The following is a 14,995-nucleotide window of genomic DNA, read 5'->3' as shown; positions in this document are numbered from 1 at the left end:
GGATCGTCGTCCCCGTTGGGCGCCCCGTTGACCTTCGGCTGGAAGCTCTTCATCGAGGCCCAGGCCTTCACCAGCGTACCGTCATCCGCAACGCCCAAAGCGAGCAATCCGTGGTGGCGCATTTTCGAACTTCCGATGCGGTGTGGCCACAATCGAGACATTTCGCGCGAATTGCCCTCAGCCCAACATCGTAACCGCAATCCAACCATTCATCGGCTGGAATAGTGCGGGCGTCGCGGCCGATGAGTTGGCTGCCGTCAGCCGCGTAGGGCGAAGGTTCCAAAAGCCGGTTCTTCGGGGCGCTCATGCTGCGTCCTCCCCGTCGCGGTCGGACTCTACCAAGTGATCCTGCCACGAGTTGGCGCCACGATTCTCCCCCTGTTTTCACTCGCTGTTAACCCGCCCTGATGCCCCCTGTCGGCATGGTGCGCGTGACTTTCCTTTGCCTTGTGCTGTGGACCGGATGTGCCGGGGCAGCGCCCTTGCGTGTGGCGATCTACACCGCCGAGTTGGATCGCGACGGGCCGGGGCTATTGCTGCGTGACATTCGAAAGGACGACGCGCAGGTTCTGGCGGTGGCGCGCGTCATTGCGGCGGCGGATCCTGATGTGATCCTGCTGACGCGTTTCGACTGGGATCTGGAAGGGCGGGCGCTGGCGGCCTTTGCCGGGGTTCTGGCACAATCGGGGGCGTCCTATCCGCACCGGTTTGCGCCGCGCCCGAACACCGGTTGGCTGTCAGGCGCGGATCTGAACGGCGATGGGCGGCTGCGGCTGCCCGAGGACGGGCAAGGCTGGGGGCGCTTTTCCGGTCATAACGGGATGGCGATCCTGTCAAAATGGCCGATCCGGACCGACGCGAGCCGCGATTTTTCCGGGCTGCTCTGGGCCGATCTGCCGGGCGCGCAATTGCCGGTAACCTTCAAGGGCACGCCGGTTCTGTCGCCAGAAGCGCAAGCCACGCAGCGGTTGTCCACCACCGGGCATTGGGCCGTGCCGGTGGACACGCCGGACGGGCCGGTGACCCTGCTGGTCTGGCACGCCACGCCGCCGGTGTTCGACGGACCCGAGGATCGCAATGGCCTGCGCAACCGCGATGAAGCCCGGTTCTGGCCCCTGCTGATCGAAGGGCGGATTGACGGAGAACCGCCGCCGGACACGCCCTTTGTCCTGCTGGGCAATGCCAATCTGGACCCGCAGGCTGGCGACGGGCGTCGCGCCGCGATGGCCGAATTGCTGGCACATCCGGCGCTGCAAGACCCGCGTCCCACCAGCGCAGGCGGCGCCGCGGAAGGCCGGGCCACCGATACGGTGGCCTGGGATCAGGCGGGAGAGCCCGGCAACATGCGTGTCGACTATGTGTTGCCGCAAGCCGGGCTTGAGGTGTCCGGGGCGGGCGTGCTTTGGCCCGCGCCCGGCGACCCGGCCCGCGACTTGCTGGGCCATGACGGGCGCGGGGCCAGCCGGCATCGGCTGGTCTGGGTCGACCTGATGCTGCGGGGCGGATCCTGACACCAACCTTGCCGCACCGGTCCGGTTTTTCACCTGAGCAGGTGTCGGACAGAAGTGCATGCCGCGCGCCACCTTGACCCTTCCCCGAGGGCGGGCTACGCCCCCGCGCAAGTCTTTCAAGGAGATGCCCCCATGACGAACCCCTCCCTGCTCATCCTGCCCGGCGACGGGATCGGTCCGGAAGTGATGGCCGAGGTCCGCCGCGTCATCGACTGGTTCGGTGACAAGCGCGGCCTGACCATCGACGTGTCCGAGGATCTGGTGGGCGGGGCGGCCTATGACGCGCATGGCGTGCCGCTGACCGACGAAACCATGGAGAAGGCTCAATCGGTCGACGCGGTGCTGCTGGGCGCCGTCGGCGGTCCCAAGTACGACGACCTGGATTTCAGCGTGAAGCCCGAACGCGGCCTGCTGCGCCTGCGCAAGGAAATGGACCTGTTCGCCAACCTGCGCCCGGCCCAGTGCTTTGACGCATTGGCCGATTTCTCTTCGCTGAAGAAGGACGTGGTCGCCGGTCTGGATATCATGATCGTGCGCGAACTGACCTCGGGCATCTACTTCGGCGAGCCGCGCGGCATCTTCACCGAAGGCAACGAGCGTGTGGGCATCAACACCCAACGCTACACCGAGAGCGAGATCGACCGGGTCGCGCGCAACGCCTTCGAACTGGCCATGAAGCGCAGCAAGAAGCTGTGCTCGATGGAAAAGGCCAATGTGATGGAATCGGGCATCCTGTGGCGCGAAGTCGTCACCAAGGTGGGCGAGGATTATCCCGAGGTCGAGCTGTCGCACATGTACGCCGATGCCGGTGCCATGCAGCTGTGCCGCTGGCCCAAGCAGTTCGATGTGATCGTCACCGACAACCTGTTCGGCGACCTGCTGTCGGATGCCGCCGCGATGCTGACCGGCTCGCTGGGAATGCTGCCTTCGGCCAGCCTTGGCGCGCCGATGGCCAATGGCCGCCCCAAGGCGATGTACGAACCGGTGCACGGCTCGGCCCCCGACATTGCCGGTCAAGGCAAGGCCAACCCCATCGCCTGCGTGCTGAGCTTTGCCATGGCACTGCGCTACAGCTTCGATCAGGGGGCCGAGGCCGACCGCCTGGAGGCCGCCATCGAGCAGGTGCTGGCCGACGGCGTGCGCACCGCCGATCTGCTGGGCGAGGAAGGCGTGACGCCGGTCACCACCAGCGAGATGGGCAGCGCCATTCTGGCCGCACTGGACGCATCGCTTTGAATTTGTAAATTCCGTTTCAAAATTCCCCAAAAGTGCCGAAGTAAAATTCCCCACCTTCCGGTCTCTGTGATCAGCCGGCAGTGTTGATCTGCTTTTCCCTTTTCGGTGGCCGGCCCCGCCGTTTCGGGGCGGGCGGTGGCGGGATCGGAGTGTTGGCGCGGATGTGCTTGGGAATGAGATCGGCGTGCGCGCGCAGGCGATAGCTGGCGCCTTCGATCTGGACGACAACGGTATGGTGCAGCAGCCGGTCTAAAAAGAGCAGTGGCGACGACGGGATCGCAGAAGACTTCGCCCCATTCGGCGAAGCCGCGGTTAGACCTGAGGATCATGGCGCCTTTTTAGTAGCGCGCGTTCACGAGTTGGAAGAACAGGTGCGCGCCGCCCCGGGGGATGGGCAGGTAACCGATCTCATCGACGATCAGCAACGAGGCGCGCGCGTAAAACCTGATTATCTCGACCAGACGGCCTTCGCGTTCGGCCTTGGACAGCGCCTCGACCAGTTCAGCCAGGGTTGCCCGGTAAACGCTCTTGCCCCTCTTGACCGCGGCCACCCGAGCGCCGTGGCCAGATGGCTCTTGCCTGTGCCCGGCGGGCCGAGGCAGTGAACCACCTCGGCGCGGGTGACGAAGTCCAGCTGCGCCAATGCCATGATCCGATCCCGGTCCAGCGAGGGCTGAAAGTTGAAGTCAAGGCTTTCGAGCGGTTTCGGCGGCTTCAGCCGAGCCGTTGTCAGCGCGACCCCGACGCGACGATCCTCGCGGCAGTTGAGCTCTTCCGAGAGCAAGCCGTCGATGGCCTCGATGGCACCGATCTCTCCCTTCTCGAGGCGCTGAACGGTGTGATCCAGCATCCCCAGCGCACGCGGCATCCTGATGCGCGGGTTGGCAATCCGGGTGCACCAGGCTTCGAACTGCGCATTCAGATCGTCCGGATTCCGGAACGTCCGGCCAAGGCAGACGTCCTGCCGGATTTACCGGAACGGGCGCTCCACTTTGCCCTTCGTCTTGGCCCGGTACGGCTGACAGGCGTGCGGCGCGGAATCGTAATGGGCGAGAAGCGAGACGAGCGAGGCATTGTAGGTCACAACCCCGTCCGTGCCCTCCCCGTTCAGCGCTGTCTGCATCCGGTCATACAGGACCTCCTCCGGTGCACCGCCCAGGGCGTCGAAAGCCGCAACATGGCAGCGCATCACCGTCTGCAGGTTCTGGCTGGCGCAGAAGCGGCCCCAGAGCCAGCGCGAATGTCCCAGCACCATCGAGAACAGCCAGACCTTGCGGACAACGCCCGGCTCATCTGTGAACTCAACGGCAAACTCGGCAAAATCCACCTGCGCTTGCTTGCCGGGAGGTGTCTTGAACCGCCGCTCGAACTGTGCCTGCTTGGCAGGCGCACCTTGTGGACAAAGTCCTTCACCGACGTATACCCGCCCTGGTACCCACGCTCCCGGATCTCGCGCAACAGGCGCTTCGCCGTCTGGTCAGGAAAGGTACAAAGCCGCTCGCGCAGATATTGCTCAAACGGATCAATGACCCGGTCGCGTGGCGCCCGCAGCGAATAAACCGGCGCCTCAAGCCCGCGCGCCAGATATTTTCTCACAGTCTTCCGGTCGAGGCCCGTCTGCCGCGCAATCGCACTGACGCCGAGCCCCTGTCTCTTCAAATCCTAGATCAAAACGATCTCTCCCGGTCTTACCAACCCGAAGCCTCTCTCCTTCTTTTTGAGGCCCGAGCTTAGCCGCCCGCGTCCAGTTCGATTTTCGAATACTTGAGGTTCGAAAATCGCCCTGAACGCTCCCAACCGGGGAATTTTCAAACGGCGCTTTTGGAGCGATTATATCCGGCAGTTACAAAATTTACGCGGCGCGGGTTCTTGATCCGCGCCGTTGACAGCGCTAACGCTTGGGGTGCCCCCGCATAGGATGCCCCGACATGCTCCGTTCCCTGTCTGCCAACGCGCAAGGTGCCGTTATTGCGCTTGCGGCGTTTGCCGTATTTTCCGTTCACGACGTGCTGGTCAAGCTGCTGGGTGGCACCTATGCGCCTGTTCAGGTGCTGTTTTTCACGGTGCTGTTCAGCTTTCCCCTGTTCACGCTGGTGCTGATCCAGAAACAGCGCAGCGGATCCCTGCGCCCGCACAGGCCGTTGTGGACCGGGCTGCGGACGGTCAGCGTGGCCATCACCGGCCTGTCGGCCTTCACCGCCTTTTCCTTGCTACCCCTGACCCAGGTCTACGCGATCCTGTTCGCGATGCCCTTGCTGATCACCCTGATGTCGATCCCGATGCTGGGCGAGAGGGTCGGCATCCATCGCGGCGCGGCCGTTCTGGTCGGCCTGTGCGGGGTTCTGATCGTGCTGCGTCCGGGGGCAGAGCCTCTGTCGCTGGGCCATTTCGCGGCGCTGATGGCGGCGCTTTGCGGCTCCTTCGCCTCGGTGATCGTGCGCAAGATCGGCCATGAGGAACGCAGCGCGGTGCTGCTGCTGTACCCGCTGCTGACCAATCTGGTGGTGATGGGGCTGGCACTGCCGTTCTACTATACGCCGATGCCGGTGGCGGACCTTGGCGTTCTGGCGGCCATCGCGGCGCTGTCGCTGACCGGCACAGGGTTGATGATCCTGGCCTATCGCACCGGCGAGGCCGCCGTGGTGGCCCCGATGCAGTATTCCCAGATCGTGCTTGCGACGCTGTTTGGTTGGGCCCTGTTCAGCGAAACCCCGGATCTGGGCACCATCATCGGCGCCTCGATCGTGATCGCCTCGGGCGCCTATGTGGTCTGGCGTGAAAGCGGTGTGCGCGACGACGGCAACCAGCCCGTGCTGCGCACAAGGTCGCGCGTGGAAACCGGCGCGGCACCCCGTGTCAGCGCGTTGATGAACGACCGGCGAAATCCCGAGGATTGAGCGAATTCCTGTCGCTTCCCCCCTTGCAATGCTTGGTCAAAGTCAATATTGCCGCCGCTACACGGTCGGAGTGTAGCTCAGCCTGGTAGAGCACTGTCTTCGGGAGGCAGGGGTCGGAGGTTCGAATCCTCTCACTCCGACCAGTGAATTCCAGCCACCCAAAGACGGGCGCGCTGGGATGAGCGGCGGTTCCGCCCTTTCCCCTGAGATCGACAAGCAATCGAATCGCACCTGAAAAAATGGGTCGGGCCAACCGAGCTAACGGTGTCCGTCATGGACGATCTCCGACCCAGAAATTCTTTAGGCCCCGGTGACGATCACCCGGCTATTGGGGCGCAGCCGGGTCAGCAGCCAGCGCAGGTCGTCGCGCGCGAAAGCCACGCAGCCCTCGGTCGGATGGCGCGGCTTGCGCCACTGGTGCAGGAAGATCGCCGAGCCGCGCCCCGGCGTCACCTCGGGCAAGTTCCAGTCGGTCAGCAGCACCGCGTCATACAGCGGATCGGCGCGGCGCAGGCATTCGTGGCTGGGGGCGTAGGGAACGCAGACCAGCGTGTTGTAGGCCGCATCGCGCGCGTCGTCCGACCACAGGTCGCCGGGCCGGATCGGGTCGGCCCAGGGCGCGGGGCGGGGCATCCGGTCAGGGCGGTAGAGCAGCCCGACAATGCGGTGTCTCCCGCGCGGCGTGGCGCCGTCGCCTTCACGCTTGTCCGCGCTCAATCCGCCCTTGCCAATGGAACAGGGCAGGCGACGCCCGGCAAATCGCGCGCCCCAGCGGGTGACGACCAGATCGTCGGATCTCACAGAAGATGCCCGGATTTAGCGGCCTTGGTGTCCAGATAGGCGGCATTGTGGGCCCCGCGTCCGACCTGCAGGGGCACCCGCTCTACCACTTCGATGCCGCAGTTTTCCAGCATGGCCACCTTGCGGGGGTTGTTGGTCAGCAGTCGGGCCTGTTTGAACCCCAGCCGTTTCAGCAGCGCGGCACCGATGCGGAAATCGCGCTCGTCATCCTCGAACCCCAGGCGGTGATTGGCCTGCACCGTGTCGAATCCCTGATCCTGCAGCGAATAGGCGCGCATCTTGTTGGCCAGCCCGATGCCGCGGCCCTCCTGGTTCAGGTAGAGCAGCAGGCCGGCGCCCTCGGCCCCCATTTGCGCCAGCGCACCGCGCAGCTGCGGCCCGCAATCGCATTTCAGCGAGCCCAGAACGTCGCCGGTGAAACAGGCGGAATGCAGCCGCGCCAGAACCGGCTTGTCGCGGTCGGGCTTGCCGATCTCGATGGCGTAATGCTCCTCGCCGCCATCCTCGGGGCGGAAGATGTGCAGCCGGCCGGCCTCGGCCGCCGCCATGGGCAGCCGGGCATGGACCACCGGATGCTGCGGGCTGCTTTCCAGCGCGGCCTGCGAGACGGCGGCGACCGGCAGTGCGGTCAGCCCGGCATTGGCGGCCAGCACGGCGGCGTGGTCCAGTTCGACGACCACGGCGGCAGGCAGAAGCTGCGCCTCCTTGCACAGGCACAGGGCGGCGCGGGCGAAGGCGGCGTCCCCTTCCCGACGGCTTTTCAGCGGGCCTTTCATCGGCATCGCCAGATCGTCGGCGGGATCGGCCAGCGCCTGGATCCAGTCCAGCCCCAGAGATCCGGGCAGTTCCACCCGCGCCAGATCGCCGTCATAGGCGCGGGCTTTCAGGGTCTCGGCCCGCCGTGCGGTCAGCGCCACGACCGGCGTGCCCAGCTTGCGCGCCGCCGCCAGCCGCTCGGCATTCAGGGTTTCGGCTGAAAGAACCAGCGCGCCAAGCCCATCGGGCTGTAACAATACGACCCCTACGCCCATGCGCAGATCGGCCCGCGCACGGGCCATCAATTCCCGGCTATCTGGTGCCAGTGTCACGATAATTTTCCTTTGCCACCGCTTCGGGGATCGGTTGAAACATGGCTCGCAGGGCGACACGTCCCTGTGAGACCAGTGTTGCATATCTTGTCGCAGAGGGGGCGGAGGCGCAACATGAGACCAAGACGAAGGAGGGCGACGCAATGGGCGTTTTGAAAAAGATCCTGCTGGTGGACGACGACGATGACCTGCGCGAGGCACTGTCCGAACAGCTTGTGATGACAGAAGAATTCGACGTGTTCGAGGCTGCCAACGGGCAGGAAGGCCTGAGCCGCGCCAAGGAGGCACCCTACGATCTTGTGATCCTGGACGTAGGTCTGCCCGATACTGACGGGCGCGAATTGTGCCGGGTGATGCGCAAGCAGGGGGTGAAATGCCCGGTGCTGATGCTGACCGGCCATGACAGCGATGCCGACACCATCCTCGGGCTGGACGCCGGGGCCAACGACTATGTGACCAAGCCGTTCAAGTTTCCGGTGCTGCTGGCCCGTATTCGCGCCCAGTTGCGCCAGCACGAGCAGAGCGAGGACGCGGTGTTCCAGTTGGGGCCGTACACCTTCAAGCCGTCGATGAAGATGCTGATCGATGAGACCGATCGCAAGATCCGCCTGACCGAGAAGGAAACCAACATTTTGAAATTCCTGTATCGCGCCACCGACGGCGTGGTCGCCCGCGACGTGCTGCTGCACGAGGTCTGGGGCTATAACGCCGGGGTCACCACCCACACGCTGGAAACCCACATCTACCGCCTGCGCCAGAAGATCGAACCGGATCCTTCCAACGCGCGGCTGCTGGTGACGGAAAGCGGCGGTTATCGTCTGGTGGCCTGATCCAGACCGACGACCTGCGCACCGACTTTGGTGAAGCCATTGGCGCCGTCAGTCCTCGACACTGAAGTGGTAGGCGGCGCAGGGCTGGTGCAGCAGGCACTGGCCGCCCCGGTCTTCGGCGACGCGCCGGTAGGTGGCCTCCATCTCCGGCGCAACCGTTTCAAAGGCGGCGGTGCGCGCTGGATCGGGACGGACGATCTTGTTCAGCAGATCGTCGAAGGTCGGGAAATCTCTGCTCAGGACATAGTCCCGCTGCGCAATCTTCTGAAATCCCGCCCGCGCGCCCAACTGGTCGAGGAGGTGGTGCGAATGGGTGCGCACCACGGTCTCGTCCTCGACCATGCGGACCACATCGAACATGGTCCCATGCGGATAGGGCTCCACCACATGCAGACGGCCGCCGGGCCTCAGGATGCGGCGCACTTCGGCAAGGGCTGTATCCTGAACTTCCATCGGTACATGGTGAAGTGAGAAGAACAGGCAGGCCAGATCGTGGGACCGGTCGGCAAAGGGCAGCGCTTCGGCCCGGCCCAGCCGCACATCGGCACGGGGTGACAGGGATGCCCGCGCCCGGGCGACCTTTTCCGGATCGACCTCGATCGCCGAGACCACGGCACCGGCGGCTTCCAGGTCGCGCGAATAGCTGCCGTCGCCCGCGCCGATATCCAGAACGCGTTTGCGGGGCAGGTCGATCAGCGAGGTCAGAACATCGATATGGCGCATGGGGGCAAGCGGGAAGAATTCGACCGGAACGGACGGCTACGCTTATAGCATATCGCGGCGCATCTGTCCGCCGGTGCCGCCAGAATCCCGGCACAACGGTCGGCACCGGCACCGCGCATTCCGGGCGTTTCGCTACACCACTTCCTCTCCGCTTGCGGGTCTGGGATCGGCTGTGTAGCGTCCGCCTGGTATTTTATGGTCCCGCGGCCGCTAGCCGCGATATTCACAGGAGTATATTGGTTTGAAGATTTTGAAGGTATTGGGTGTCGTTGGCATTGCGCTGCTGGCGGGATGCGACACACCGGTTGACCCGGCATTGGTCAGTGCGGCCCCCGCCGCGCCGCAGCAGTTCTCGGCAGCCAAGGCCGCGGCCGCGATCTGTGGCCGCAACGCACCGAACTGGTCCGCCGCCGAAGCGCAGCTTGTTGCTGCCGGGTACAGGGAAACAACCAGTGACTGGCTGCCATCCGTCTTGCCGTCGACGGCTGCGCAAAAGGCGGGGCAGATCACGATTCTGGAGAAGCCGGGCACTGACGTGGTTGTGCAATTCGGGACGCGGGCCGGCGAAGGGGCCTGCCTTGTCGGCCTGAAGAACATGACACCGCAGCAAAGCTATGCGCTGGCATTGCCCTGGGCGCAGCAGTTTGACGCGGAGACCAACGCGGAACGCGGGAATGGCCTGGCCAAAAACGCGGTTCAGGCCTGGTTCGCCTCTGACGATGACGGAAATACCTACATTGCGGCGATGAAGACCTGGCCCCTTCTGGATGGTCCGGGTGCTGTGGCCCGGTTGATGTACTACCGCAAACGGTAAGCGAAACCGGCGCGCGGTGATCCGTGCGCCTGTAATTCAATCCTGTCCCGATGTCCGGTTCCGACGACGGGCAACGGCGCGTCGGCGCCTAGCCCTTCAACCGTTCTTCCGCCCGCACGCCAAGATCCTGCAGCAAGCCGGTCAGCCGCGCCTGTGCGTCGGCCATCTCTTCTTCACTCATCCGCTTGGGCGGGGTGAAACCGTCACCCACCGCCAGCACGCCGCGCCCGAAGGGCAGGGGCACGATGAAGCGGTCCCAGGTGCCCAGCCGGATCTTGCGCGTGACCTCATAGGTGCAGGGCGCGGCCTGCACCCCGGCCAGACCGGCAATGACCAGCGCGCCGGGCTTGGCCTCTTCCGGCGGGCCGAAGGGACCGTCGACGGTGATCCCCAGCGACCGGCCCTTGCGCAGGCATTTGACCGCCTGCTTGATCGCGCCGGTGTTGTCGCCGGATGTGGCCAGTTCGATCACCTCGACCCCACGCTGGCGCAGGTTTTCGCTGGCGATCTGGGCATCGGCGTGACCCGAGGCCATCACCGTCAACGGATGGTCCGACCAGTCGCGCAGATAGGGGGTAAACACCAGCCGCGAATGCCAGCAGCACAGCACGCGCGGCACGCCGCGGGCGATGTCGGCCTCGTAGGATTCGAACCCCAGCTTCTGCCAGCGCGTGGTGCGAAAGACGAAATTCACATAGGCCGAGAACAGCGACCGCAGCGCACCCTGCACCCGGTGGCTTTTCTGAAGGCGGACTTCCAACCGCCGCCATTGCTTCTTCAGGTTGTTCACGGGGTCACCTCTGCGCTCCGCCTAGCCCATTGCGCGATTTCGTTCCAGTCCGGCGCGCCTGACGCGCTGCAGCGCCGGGCCTGTGTGCGGGGCCGTGATGCAGGGCTGCAACAGGTGGCCGTGTTTTGTGGGGTTCCGCCCCGGCGGTCAGGGCGTTATCTCTGCCCGGGTCTGAGCAACGGAGCACTTCCCATGACCCTCACTCTGGCCACCTGGAACATCAACTCGGTGCGGCTGCGGGCCGGGCTGGTCGAACGTCTGCTGACCGAGGAAGCCCCCGATGTGCTGTGCCTGCAGGAATGCAAGAGCCCGGTGGACAAGATCCCCGCCGAGCGGTTCGCGGCGCTGGGGTACGGGCACATGGTGGCGCGCGGGCAGAAGGGCTACAACGGCGTGGCGATCCTGTCGCGGCATCCGCTGGAGGACGCTGGCCATCGCGATTTCGTCGGCAAGGGCGATGCCCGCCACGTGGCGGCACGGCTGGCCGATGGTACCGTGATCCACAATTACTATGTGCCCGCGGGCGGCGATGTGGCGGACCGCGAGGTCAACGAGAAGTTCGGTCACAAGCTGGATTTCCTGACCGAGATGCGCGACTGGTTCCGCAGCGAGGCACCGGCGCGGTCGATCCTTGTGGGCGATCTGAACATCGCCCCGCGCGAGGATGACGTCTGGTCCCACAAGAAGCTGCTGAAGGTGGTCAGCCACACGCCGGTCGAGGTCGATCACCTGGCCGAAACCCAGGACGCCGGGGCCTGGGTGGACATCACCCGCAAGGACATTCCCGACGGGCAGCTCTATTCGTGGTGGTCCTATCGCGCGCGCGACTGGGACGCGGCCGACAAGGGCCGGCGGCTGGATCACATCTGGGCAACGCCCGATCTGGCCGCAGGGGCGGGTGGGTCACGCATCCTGCGCCCGGTGCGCGGCTGGGAGCAGCCCAGCGATCACGCGCCGGTGCTGGCCAGCTTCGATCTTTGACGCCCTTGGGGGCTTGGTTGTGAAGCGACGGCTGCGCATATATGCACGGAACAAATGATGACGGGGAAGAAACATGATTGAACTTGGAGGCGCAGCCGCACCGGTTGCAGAGGATCTGATCAAGGACAGCTCCGAGGCCACGTTCATGGCCGATGTTGTCGAAGCCAGCCAGACGGTTCCGGTCATCGTCGACTTCTGGGCGCCGTGGTGCGGGCCCTGCAAGACGCTGGGCCCGGCGCTGGAGGCCGAGGTTGCTGCCGCCAAGGGCGCGGTGAAGATGGTCAAGGTCAATGTCGACGAAAACCAGATGATCGCGGGGCAGTTGCGGGTGCAGTCGATCCCCACGGTCTATGCCTTCTGGCAGGGGCAGCCGGTTGACGGGTTCCAGGGCGCGGTGCCGCCCTCCGAGATTAAGGAGTTCGTCAAGCGTGTCGCCGCCCATGGCAACGGCGCGGAAGACGATGGCGGGCTGGCCGAAGCGGTCGAGGCTGCCGAGGAAATGCTGACTCAGGGCGCAGCGGTGGATGCGGCGCAGACATTTGCCGCCATTCTGGGTGAAGATCCTGCCAATGCCGCTGCCCTTGGCGGGCTGGCCCGCGCCCATCTGGCCATGGGCGAGCTGGACCAGGCCGAGGCGCTGCTGAACAACGCCGCCCCCGAGATCGCCAACGCGCCCGAGGTCGAAGCCGCGCGGGCGCAACTGGACTTGGCGCGTCAGGCCGAAGATGCCGGACCCGTGGCCGAGTTGCGGGCGCAGGTCGAGGCTAATCCCGACGACCATCAGGCGCGGTTCGATCTGGCCACGGCACTGCACGCCAATGGCGAGGTCGAGGCGGCCGTGGCCGAACTGCTGGACCTGTTCCGCCGTGACCGCGAGTGGAACGACGGTGCCGCGCGGGCGCAGCTGTTCACCATCTTCGATGCGCTGAAGCCCAATGATCCGGTGGTGCTGAACGGCCGCCGCAAGCTGTCGTCGATGATATTTGCCTGAAGCGCTTGCCGGGCTAAGATCAAAGTCATGACATCGGTTGCAGACCTCCCGGGGACGATCCCGGTCTTTCCCTTGCCGGGGGCGTTGCTGTTGCCGCGTGCCCGGCTGCCCCTGCACATCTTCGAGCCGCGCTATCTGGCGATGCTGGACGATGCGCTGAGGACCGAGCATCGGCTGATTGGCATGGTGCAGCCGCGCGAGGGGCCGGGCAGCAACAGCCGGCATCTGCAATCCATCGGCTGTGCCGGACGGGTGACCGGGTTTTCCGAAACCGAGGACGGGCGTTACATGATCACGCTCAGCGGCACCTGCCGGTTCCGCATCACGCGCGAGGTCAGCGGCTTCACCCCCTATCTGAAGGCCGATGTGTCCTGGGACGGGTTCGACCGTGATCTCGGCCCCGACGAAGAGGATCCGGGCTTTCACCGCCCGCCGTTCCTGATGCTTCTGGGGCGGTTCTTCGAGGCGCGCGGTCTGTCCACCGACTGGGACAGCCTGAAGGAAGCCGACGACGAATTGCTGATCAACTCGCTGTCGATGCTGTGCCCGTTCGAGCCCGAGGACAAGCAGGCGCTGCTGGAAGCGCCGTCGCTGACCACCCGCCGCGAAACCCTTGTGACCCTGATCGAATTTGCCCTGCTGGGCGGCACCCATGACGAGACGATGCAATGACCCCACCCGAATTCGACCGCCGCATGCTGGAAAGCCTCGTGTGCCCGGTGACCAATGCGCAACTGCAATATGATGCCGAGCGGCGGGAACTGGTGTCGCGCAGCGCCAACCTGGCCTATCCGATCCGGGGCGGCATCCCGGTGATGTTGCCCGACGAGGCGCGGGTGCTGGACTAGGCGCCTGCGGCGCCGGATTTCATGCCTCCGGCGGGAGTATTTTCAACAAGAAAAAGTGAGCGCCGTCTCGGAAACGGTGAGGTGGATCAGAAAAGGCGCCAGTGGCGCGTTTGCCCGCCCAACGGGGAGTGTTTCAGGCGCGAACGGGCGGAGCCCAGCCGTCTTGGAACTGCCCGGTCAGCCGAACAAGCGACCGTTTGCAGGGCGGCTCAGACCGACTCGCCGCGCAGCAGGCGGGGGAGGTTGCCGGTCAGCCCGGCGGCTTCGCGCATGAAAGCGCGGCGCAGCACAGGCGTGGCGCCCACCAGTCCAAGACCCAGATCGCGGCCCAGGCGCAGCAGCGGATTGTCGTTGGAAAACAGTCTGTTGAGCGTGTCGGTGGTGAAGGCCAGCGCGGCGGTGTCGAAGCGGCGCCACCGGGCGTAGCGGTCCAGCACATCGGCGCGGCCAATGTCTTCGCCACGGCGGCGGGCCTCGGCCAGCACCTCGGCCAGCGCCGCCACATCGCGCAGACCTGCGTTGAACCCCTGACCGGCGATCGGATGCATGCCATGGGCGCTGTCACCCACCAGCGCCAGACGATGCGCGGTGAAATGTTCGGCCAGAACCAGGGTCAGCGGATAGGTGTAGCGGCGGCCCTCCAGCGCGATCTGCCCGAGGAAATCGCCGAAGCGGGGCCGCAGCACCGACAGGTAGTCGGCATCGTCCAGCGCGTGAATAGCGGCGGCCTGTTCGGCGCTCTCGCTCCAGACGATGGAGGACCGGTTGCCCTTCAGCGGCAGGATCGCCAACGGGCCGGGCGGCATGAAGAACTGATGCGCGGTGCCGTGGTGCGGTTTTTCATGGGAGATAGCGCAGACCAGCGCGGTCTGGCGATAGTCGGTGACCTTGCGCGCGATCCCTGCCCGCGCCGCGACCGGGCCGGTGCGCCCGTCGGCGCCGACCAGCAGATGCGCCTGCAACGTCTTACCACTGTCCAGTGTTAACTGCGCCAGCGGGCCGTCGGTGGCTTGTTCGGTGACGCGGGTGGCGGGCAGATGGGTGATGCCGGGCGTGCATTCCAGCGCCGCCAGAAGGGCGCGGCGCAGGTGGCGGTCTTCGACCATATGGCCCATGGGGCCCTCTTCCAACTCGCCACAGTCGAAATGCAGGCCAAAGCGCGACGGGCCTTCCCCGGCCCGGCCATCGGTGACTTTGATGTGCAGCATCGGTTGCGCGTCACCGGCCAGCGGCGCCCAGAGATCCAAGGCCTTGAGCATCCGCACCGAGGCCAGTGCCAGCGCGTAGCTGCGGCCATCGAAATCCCGCTCGGTCTGGGTGTCTTTGGGAAGCGCGTCGATCACCGCCACGGTCAGCCCGACGCGGGCCAGCGCCAGCGCGAGGGAGGCCCCGGTCAGGCTGCCGCCCACAATCACCGCGTCGTAGATCCTGTTCATGGGCGAAATATGCGCTTTGTGGCGCGATTGTCCACGGCCGAGCGCCCCT

14 protein-coding genes, 1 tRNA gene and 2 pseudogenes are annotated in these 14,995 nt (G+C 65.4%); 10 read left to right on the top strand and 7 right to left on the bottom strand.

The features are described from left to right. The first annotated feature begins 407 nt into the window (after window positions 1-407). Both AB0T83_RS14300 and leuB read left to right on the top strand, forming a co-directional pair. Window positions 408-1,511 carry an endonuclease/exonuclease/phosphatase family protein gene (locus AB0T83_RS14300; protein WP_366193852.1) on the top strand — a complete coding sequence of 368 codons (1,104 nt, stop codon included), beginning with the start codon at window positions 408-410 and terminating at the stop codon, window positions 1,509-1,511. 132 nt (window positions 1,512-1,643) lie between these two features. Next, the gene (gene leuB, locus AB0T83_RS14295) at window positions 1,644-2,747 is read left to right on the top strand and encodes a 3-isopropylmalate dehydrogenase (RefSeq protein WP_366193851.1); all 1,104 of its coding nucleotides are present in this window, start codon (window positions 1,644-1,646) and stop codon (window positions 2,745-2,747) included. A gap of 338 nt (window positions 2,748-3,085) precedes the next feature. Here leuB and AB0T83_RS14290 read toward each other — a convergent pair. After that, a pseudogene (locus AB0T83_RS14290) lies at window positions 3,086-3,597 on the bottom strand (ATP-binding protein). 24 nt (window positions 3,598-3,621) lie between these two features. Then, window positions 3,622-4,406, bottom strand: a pseudogene (gene istA / locus AB0T83_RS14285) (IS21 family transposase); the annotation flags it as partial. Window positions 4,407-4,675: 269 nt separating this feature from the next. Between istA and AB0T83_RS14280 the strand changes: the two are divergent. Next, complete coding sequence (locus AB0T83_RS14280; RefSeq protein ID WP_366193849.1) at window positions 4,676-5,644, top strand: DMT family transporter; 969 nt, start codon at window positions 4,676-4,678, stop codon at window positions 5,642-5,644. 66 nt (window positions 5,645-5,710) lie between these two features. Continuing rightward, window positions 5,711-5,787 (top strand) — tRNA-Pro (locus tag AB0T83_RS14275). A 157-nt stretch (window positions 5,788-5,944) separates the two neighbouring features. Here AB0T83_RS14275 and AB0T83_RS14270 read toward each other — a convergent pair. After that, the gene (locus AB0T83_RS14270; protein WP_366193847.1) at window positions 5,945-6,445 is read right to left on the bottom strand and encodes a L,D-transpeptidase family protein; all 501 of its coding nucleotides are present in this window, start codon (window positions 6,443-6,445) and stop codon (window positions 5,945-5,947) included. Continuing rightward, on the bottom strand, window positions 6,442-7,533 hold the full coding sequence (ribA, locus tag AB0T83_RS14265) for a GTP cyclohydrolase II (protein WP_366193846.1): 1,092 nt from the start codon (window positions 7,531-7,533) through the stop codon (window positions 6,442-6,444). The genes AB0T83_RS14270 and ribA overlap by 4 nt, the downstream gene beginning before the upstream one ends. 143 nt (window positions 7,534-7,676) lie before the next feature. Between ribA and AB0T83_RS14260 the strand changes: the two genes are divergently transcribed. After that, the gene (locus tag AB0T83_RS14260; RefSeq protein WP_193143152.1) at window positions 7,677-8,363 is read left to right on the top strand and encodes a response regulator transcription factor; all 687 of its coding nucleotides are present in this window, start codon (window positions 7,677-7,679) and stop codon (window positions 8,361-8,363) included. A 48-nt stretch (window positions 8,364-8,411) separates the two neighbouring features. Here AB0T83_RS14260 and AB0T83_RS14255 read toward each other — a convergent pair whose 3' ends face one another. Next, a complete protein-coding gene (locus AB0T83_RS14255) occupies window positions 8,412-9,086 on the bottom strand; it encodes a class I SAM-dependent methyltransferase (protein ID WP_366193845.1) in 675 nt (224 codons plus the stop codon). A 241-nt stretch (window positions 9,087-9,327) separates the two neighbouring features. On the opposite strand from AB0T83_RS14255, the gene AB0T83_RS14250 reads away from it, so the two are divergent. Then, entirely contained in the window at window positions 9,328-9,900 is a 573-nt protein-coding gene (locus tag AB0T83_RS14250) for a hypothetical protein (RefSeq protein WP_366193844.1), read from the top strand. An 88-nt stretch (window positions 9,901-9,988) separates the two neighbouring features. Here the strand turns inward: AB0T83_RS14250 and AB0T83_RS14245 are convergent, their stop codons facing one another. Then, entirely contained in the window at window positions 9,989-10,690 is a 702-nt protein-coding gene (locus AB0T83_RS14245) for a lysophospholipid acyltransferase family protein (RefSeq protein WP_366193843.1), read from the bottom strand. A 192-nt stretch (window positions 10,691-10,882) separates the two neighbouring features. Here AB0T83_RS14245 and AB0T83_RS14240 point away from each other — a divergent pair, with 192 nt between their 5' ends. The 4 genes from AB0T83_RS14240 (at window position 10,883) to AB0T83_RS14225 (ending at window position 13,510) form a co-directional block, all read left to right on the top strand. Next, complete coding sequence (locus tag AB0T83_RS14240) at window positions 10,883-11,671, top strand: exodeoxyribonuclease III (protein WP_366193842.1); 789 nt, start codon at window positions 10,883-10,885, stop codon at window positions 11,669-11,671. A gap of 73 nt (window positions 11,672-11,744) precedes the next feature. Continuing rightward, window positions 11,745-12,662 carry a tetratricopeptide repeat protein gene (locus AB0T83_RS14235; protein ID WP_366193841.1) on the top strand — a complete coding sequence of 306 codons (918 nt, stop codon included), beginning with the start codon at window positions 11,745-11,747 and terminating at the stop codon, window positions 12,660-12,662. Window positions 12,663-12,689: 27 nt separating this feature from the next. Continuing rightward, on the top strand, window positions 12,690-13,334 hold the full coding sequence (locus AB0T83_RS14230; protein ID WP_366193840.1) for an LON peptidase substrate-binding domain-containing protein: 645 nt from the start codon (window positions 12,690-12,692) through the stop codon (window positions 13,332-13,334). After that, complete coding sequence (locus AB0T83_RS14225) at window positions 13,331-13,510, top strand: Trm112 family protein (protein ID WP_366193839.1); 180 nt, start codon at window positions 13,331-13,333, stop codon at window positions 13,508-13,510. Before AB0T83_RS14230 ends, AB0T83_RS14225 begins: the two co-directional genes overlap by 4 nt. 209 nt (window positions 13,511-13,719) lie before the next feature. On the opposite strand, the gene AB0T83_RS14220 is transcribed toward AB0T83_RS14225, so the two are convergent. Then, window positions 13,720-14,946, bottom strand: coding sequence for a UbiH/UbiF/VisC/COQ6 family ubiquinone biosynthesis hydroxylase (locus AB0T83_RS14220; RefSeq protein WP_366193838.1), 1,227 nt, complete (start codon window positions 14,944-14,946; stop codon window positions 13,720-13,722). Window positions 14,947-14,995 lie beyond the last annotated feature (49 nt).

This window comes from Meridianimarinicoccus marinus, from assembly GCF_040689105.1.
Classification (GTDB): domain Bacteria; phylum Pseudomonadota; class Alphaproteobacteria; order Rhodobacterales; family Rhodobacteraceae; genus Meridianimarinicoccus; species Meridianimarinicoccus marinus.
This window is presented reverse-complemented; position numbering and strand designations above follow the sequence as displayed.

What these genes read in the sequence shown, in the direction of transcription:
- AB0T83_RS14300 (WP_366193852.1), top strand. Translation starts at nt 408, where the DNA reads ATGCCCCCTGTCGGCATGGTGCGCGTGACTTTCCTTTGCCTTGTGCTG.
- leuB (WP_366193851.1), top strand. Translation starts at nt 1,644, where the DNA reads ATGACGAACCCCTCCCTGCTCATCCTGCCCGGCGACGGGATCGGTCCG.
- AB0T83_RS14280 (WP_366193849.1), top strand. Translation starts at nt 4,676, where the DNA reads ATGCTCCGTTCCCTGTCTGCCAACGCGCAAGGTGCCGTTATTGCGCTT.
- AB0T83_RS14260 (WP_193143152.1), top strand. Translation starts at nt 7,677, where the DNA reads ATGGGCGTTTTGAAAAAGATCCTGCTGGTGGACGACGACGATGACCTG.
- AB0T83_RS14255 (WP_366193845.1), bottom strand. Translation starts at nt 9,086, where the DNA reads ATGCGCCATATCGATGTTCTGACCTCGCTGATCGACCTGCCCCGCAAA.
- AB0T83_RS14240 (WP_366193842.1), top strand. Translation starts at nt 10,883, where the DNA reads ATGACCCTCACTCTGGCCACCTGGAACATCAACTCGGTGCGGCTGCGG.
- AB0T83_RS14235 (WP_366193841.1), top strand. Translation starts at nt 11,745, where the DNA reads ATGATTGAACTTGGAGGCGCAGCCGCACCGGTTGCAGAGGATCTGATC.
- AB0T83_RS14230 (WP_366193840.1), top strand. Translation starts at nt 12,690, where the DNA reads ATGACATCGGTTGCAGACCTCCCGGGGACGATCCCGGTCTTTCCCTTG.
- AB0T83_RS14225 (WP_366193839.1), top strand. Translation starts at nt 13,331, where the DNA reads ATGACCCCACCCGAATTCGACCGCCGCATGCTGGAAAGCCTCGTGTGC.
- AB0T83_RS14220 (WP_366193838.1), bottom strand. Translation starts at nt 14,946, where the DNA reads ATGAACAGGATCTACGACGCGGTGATTGTGGGCGGCAGCCTGACCGGG.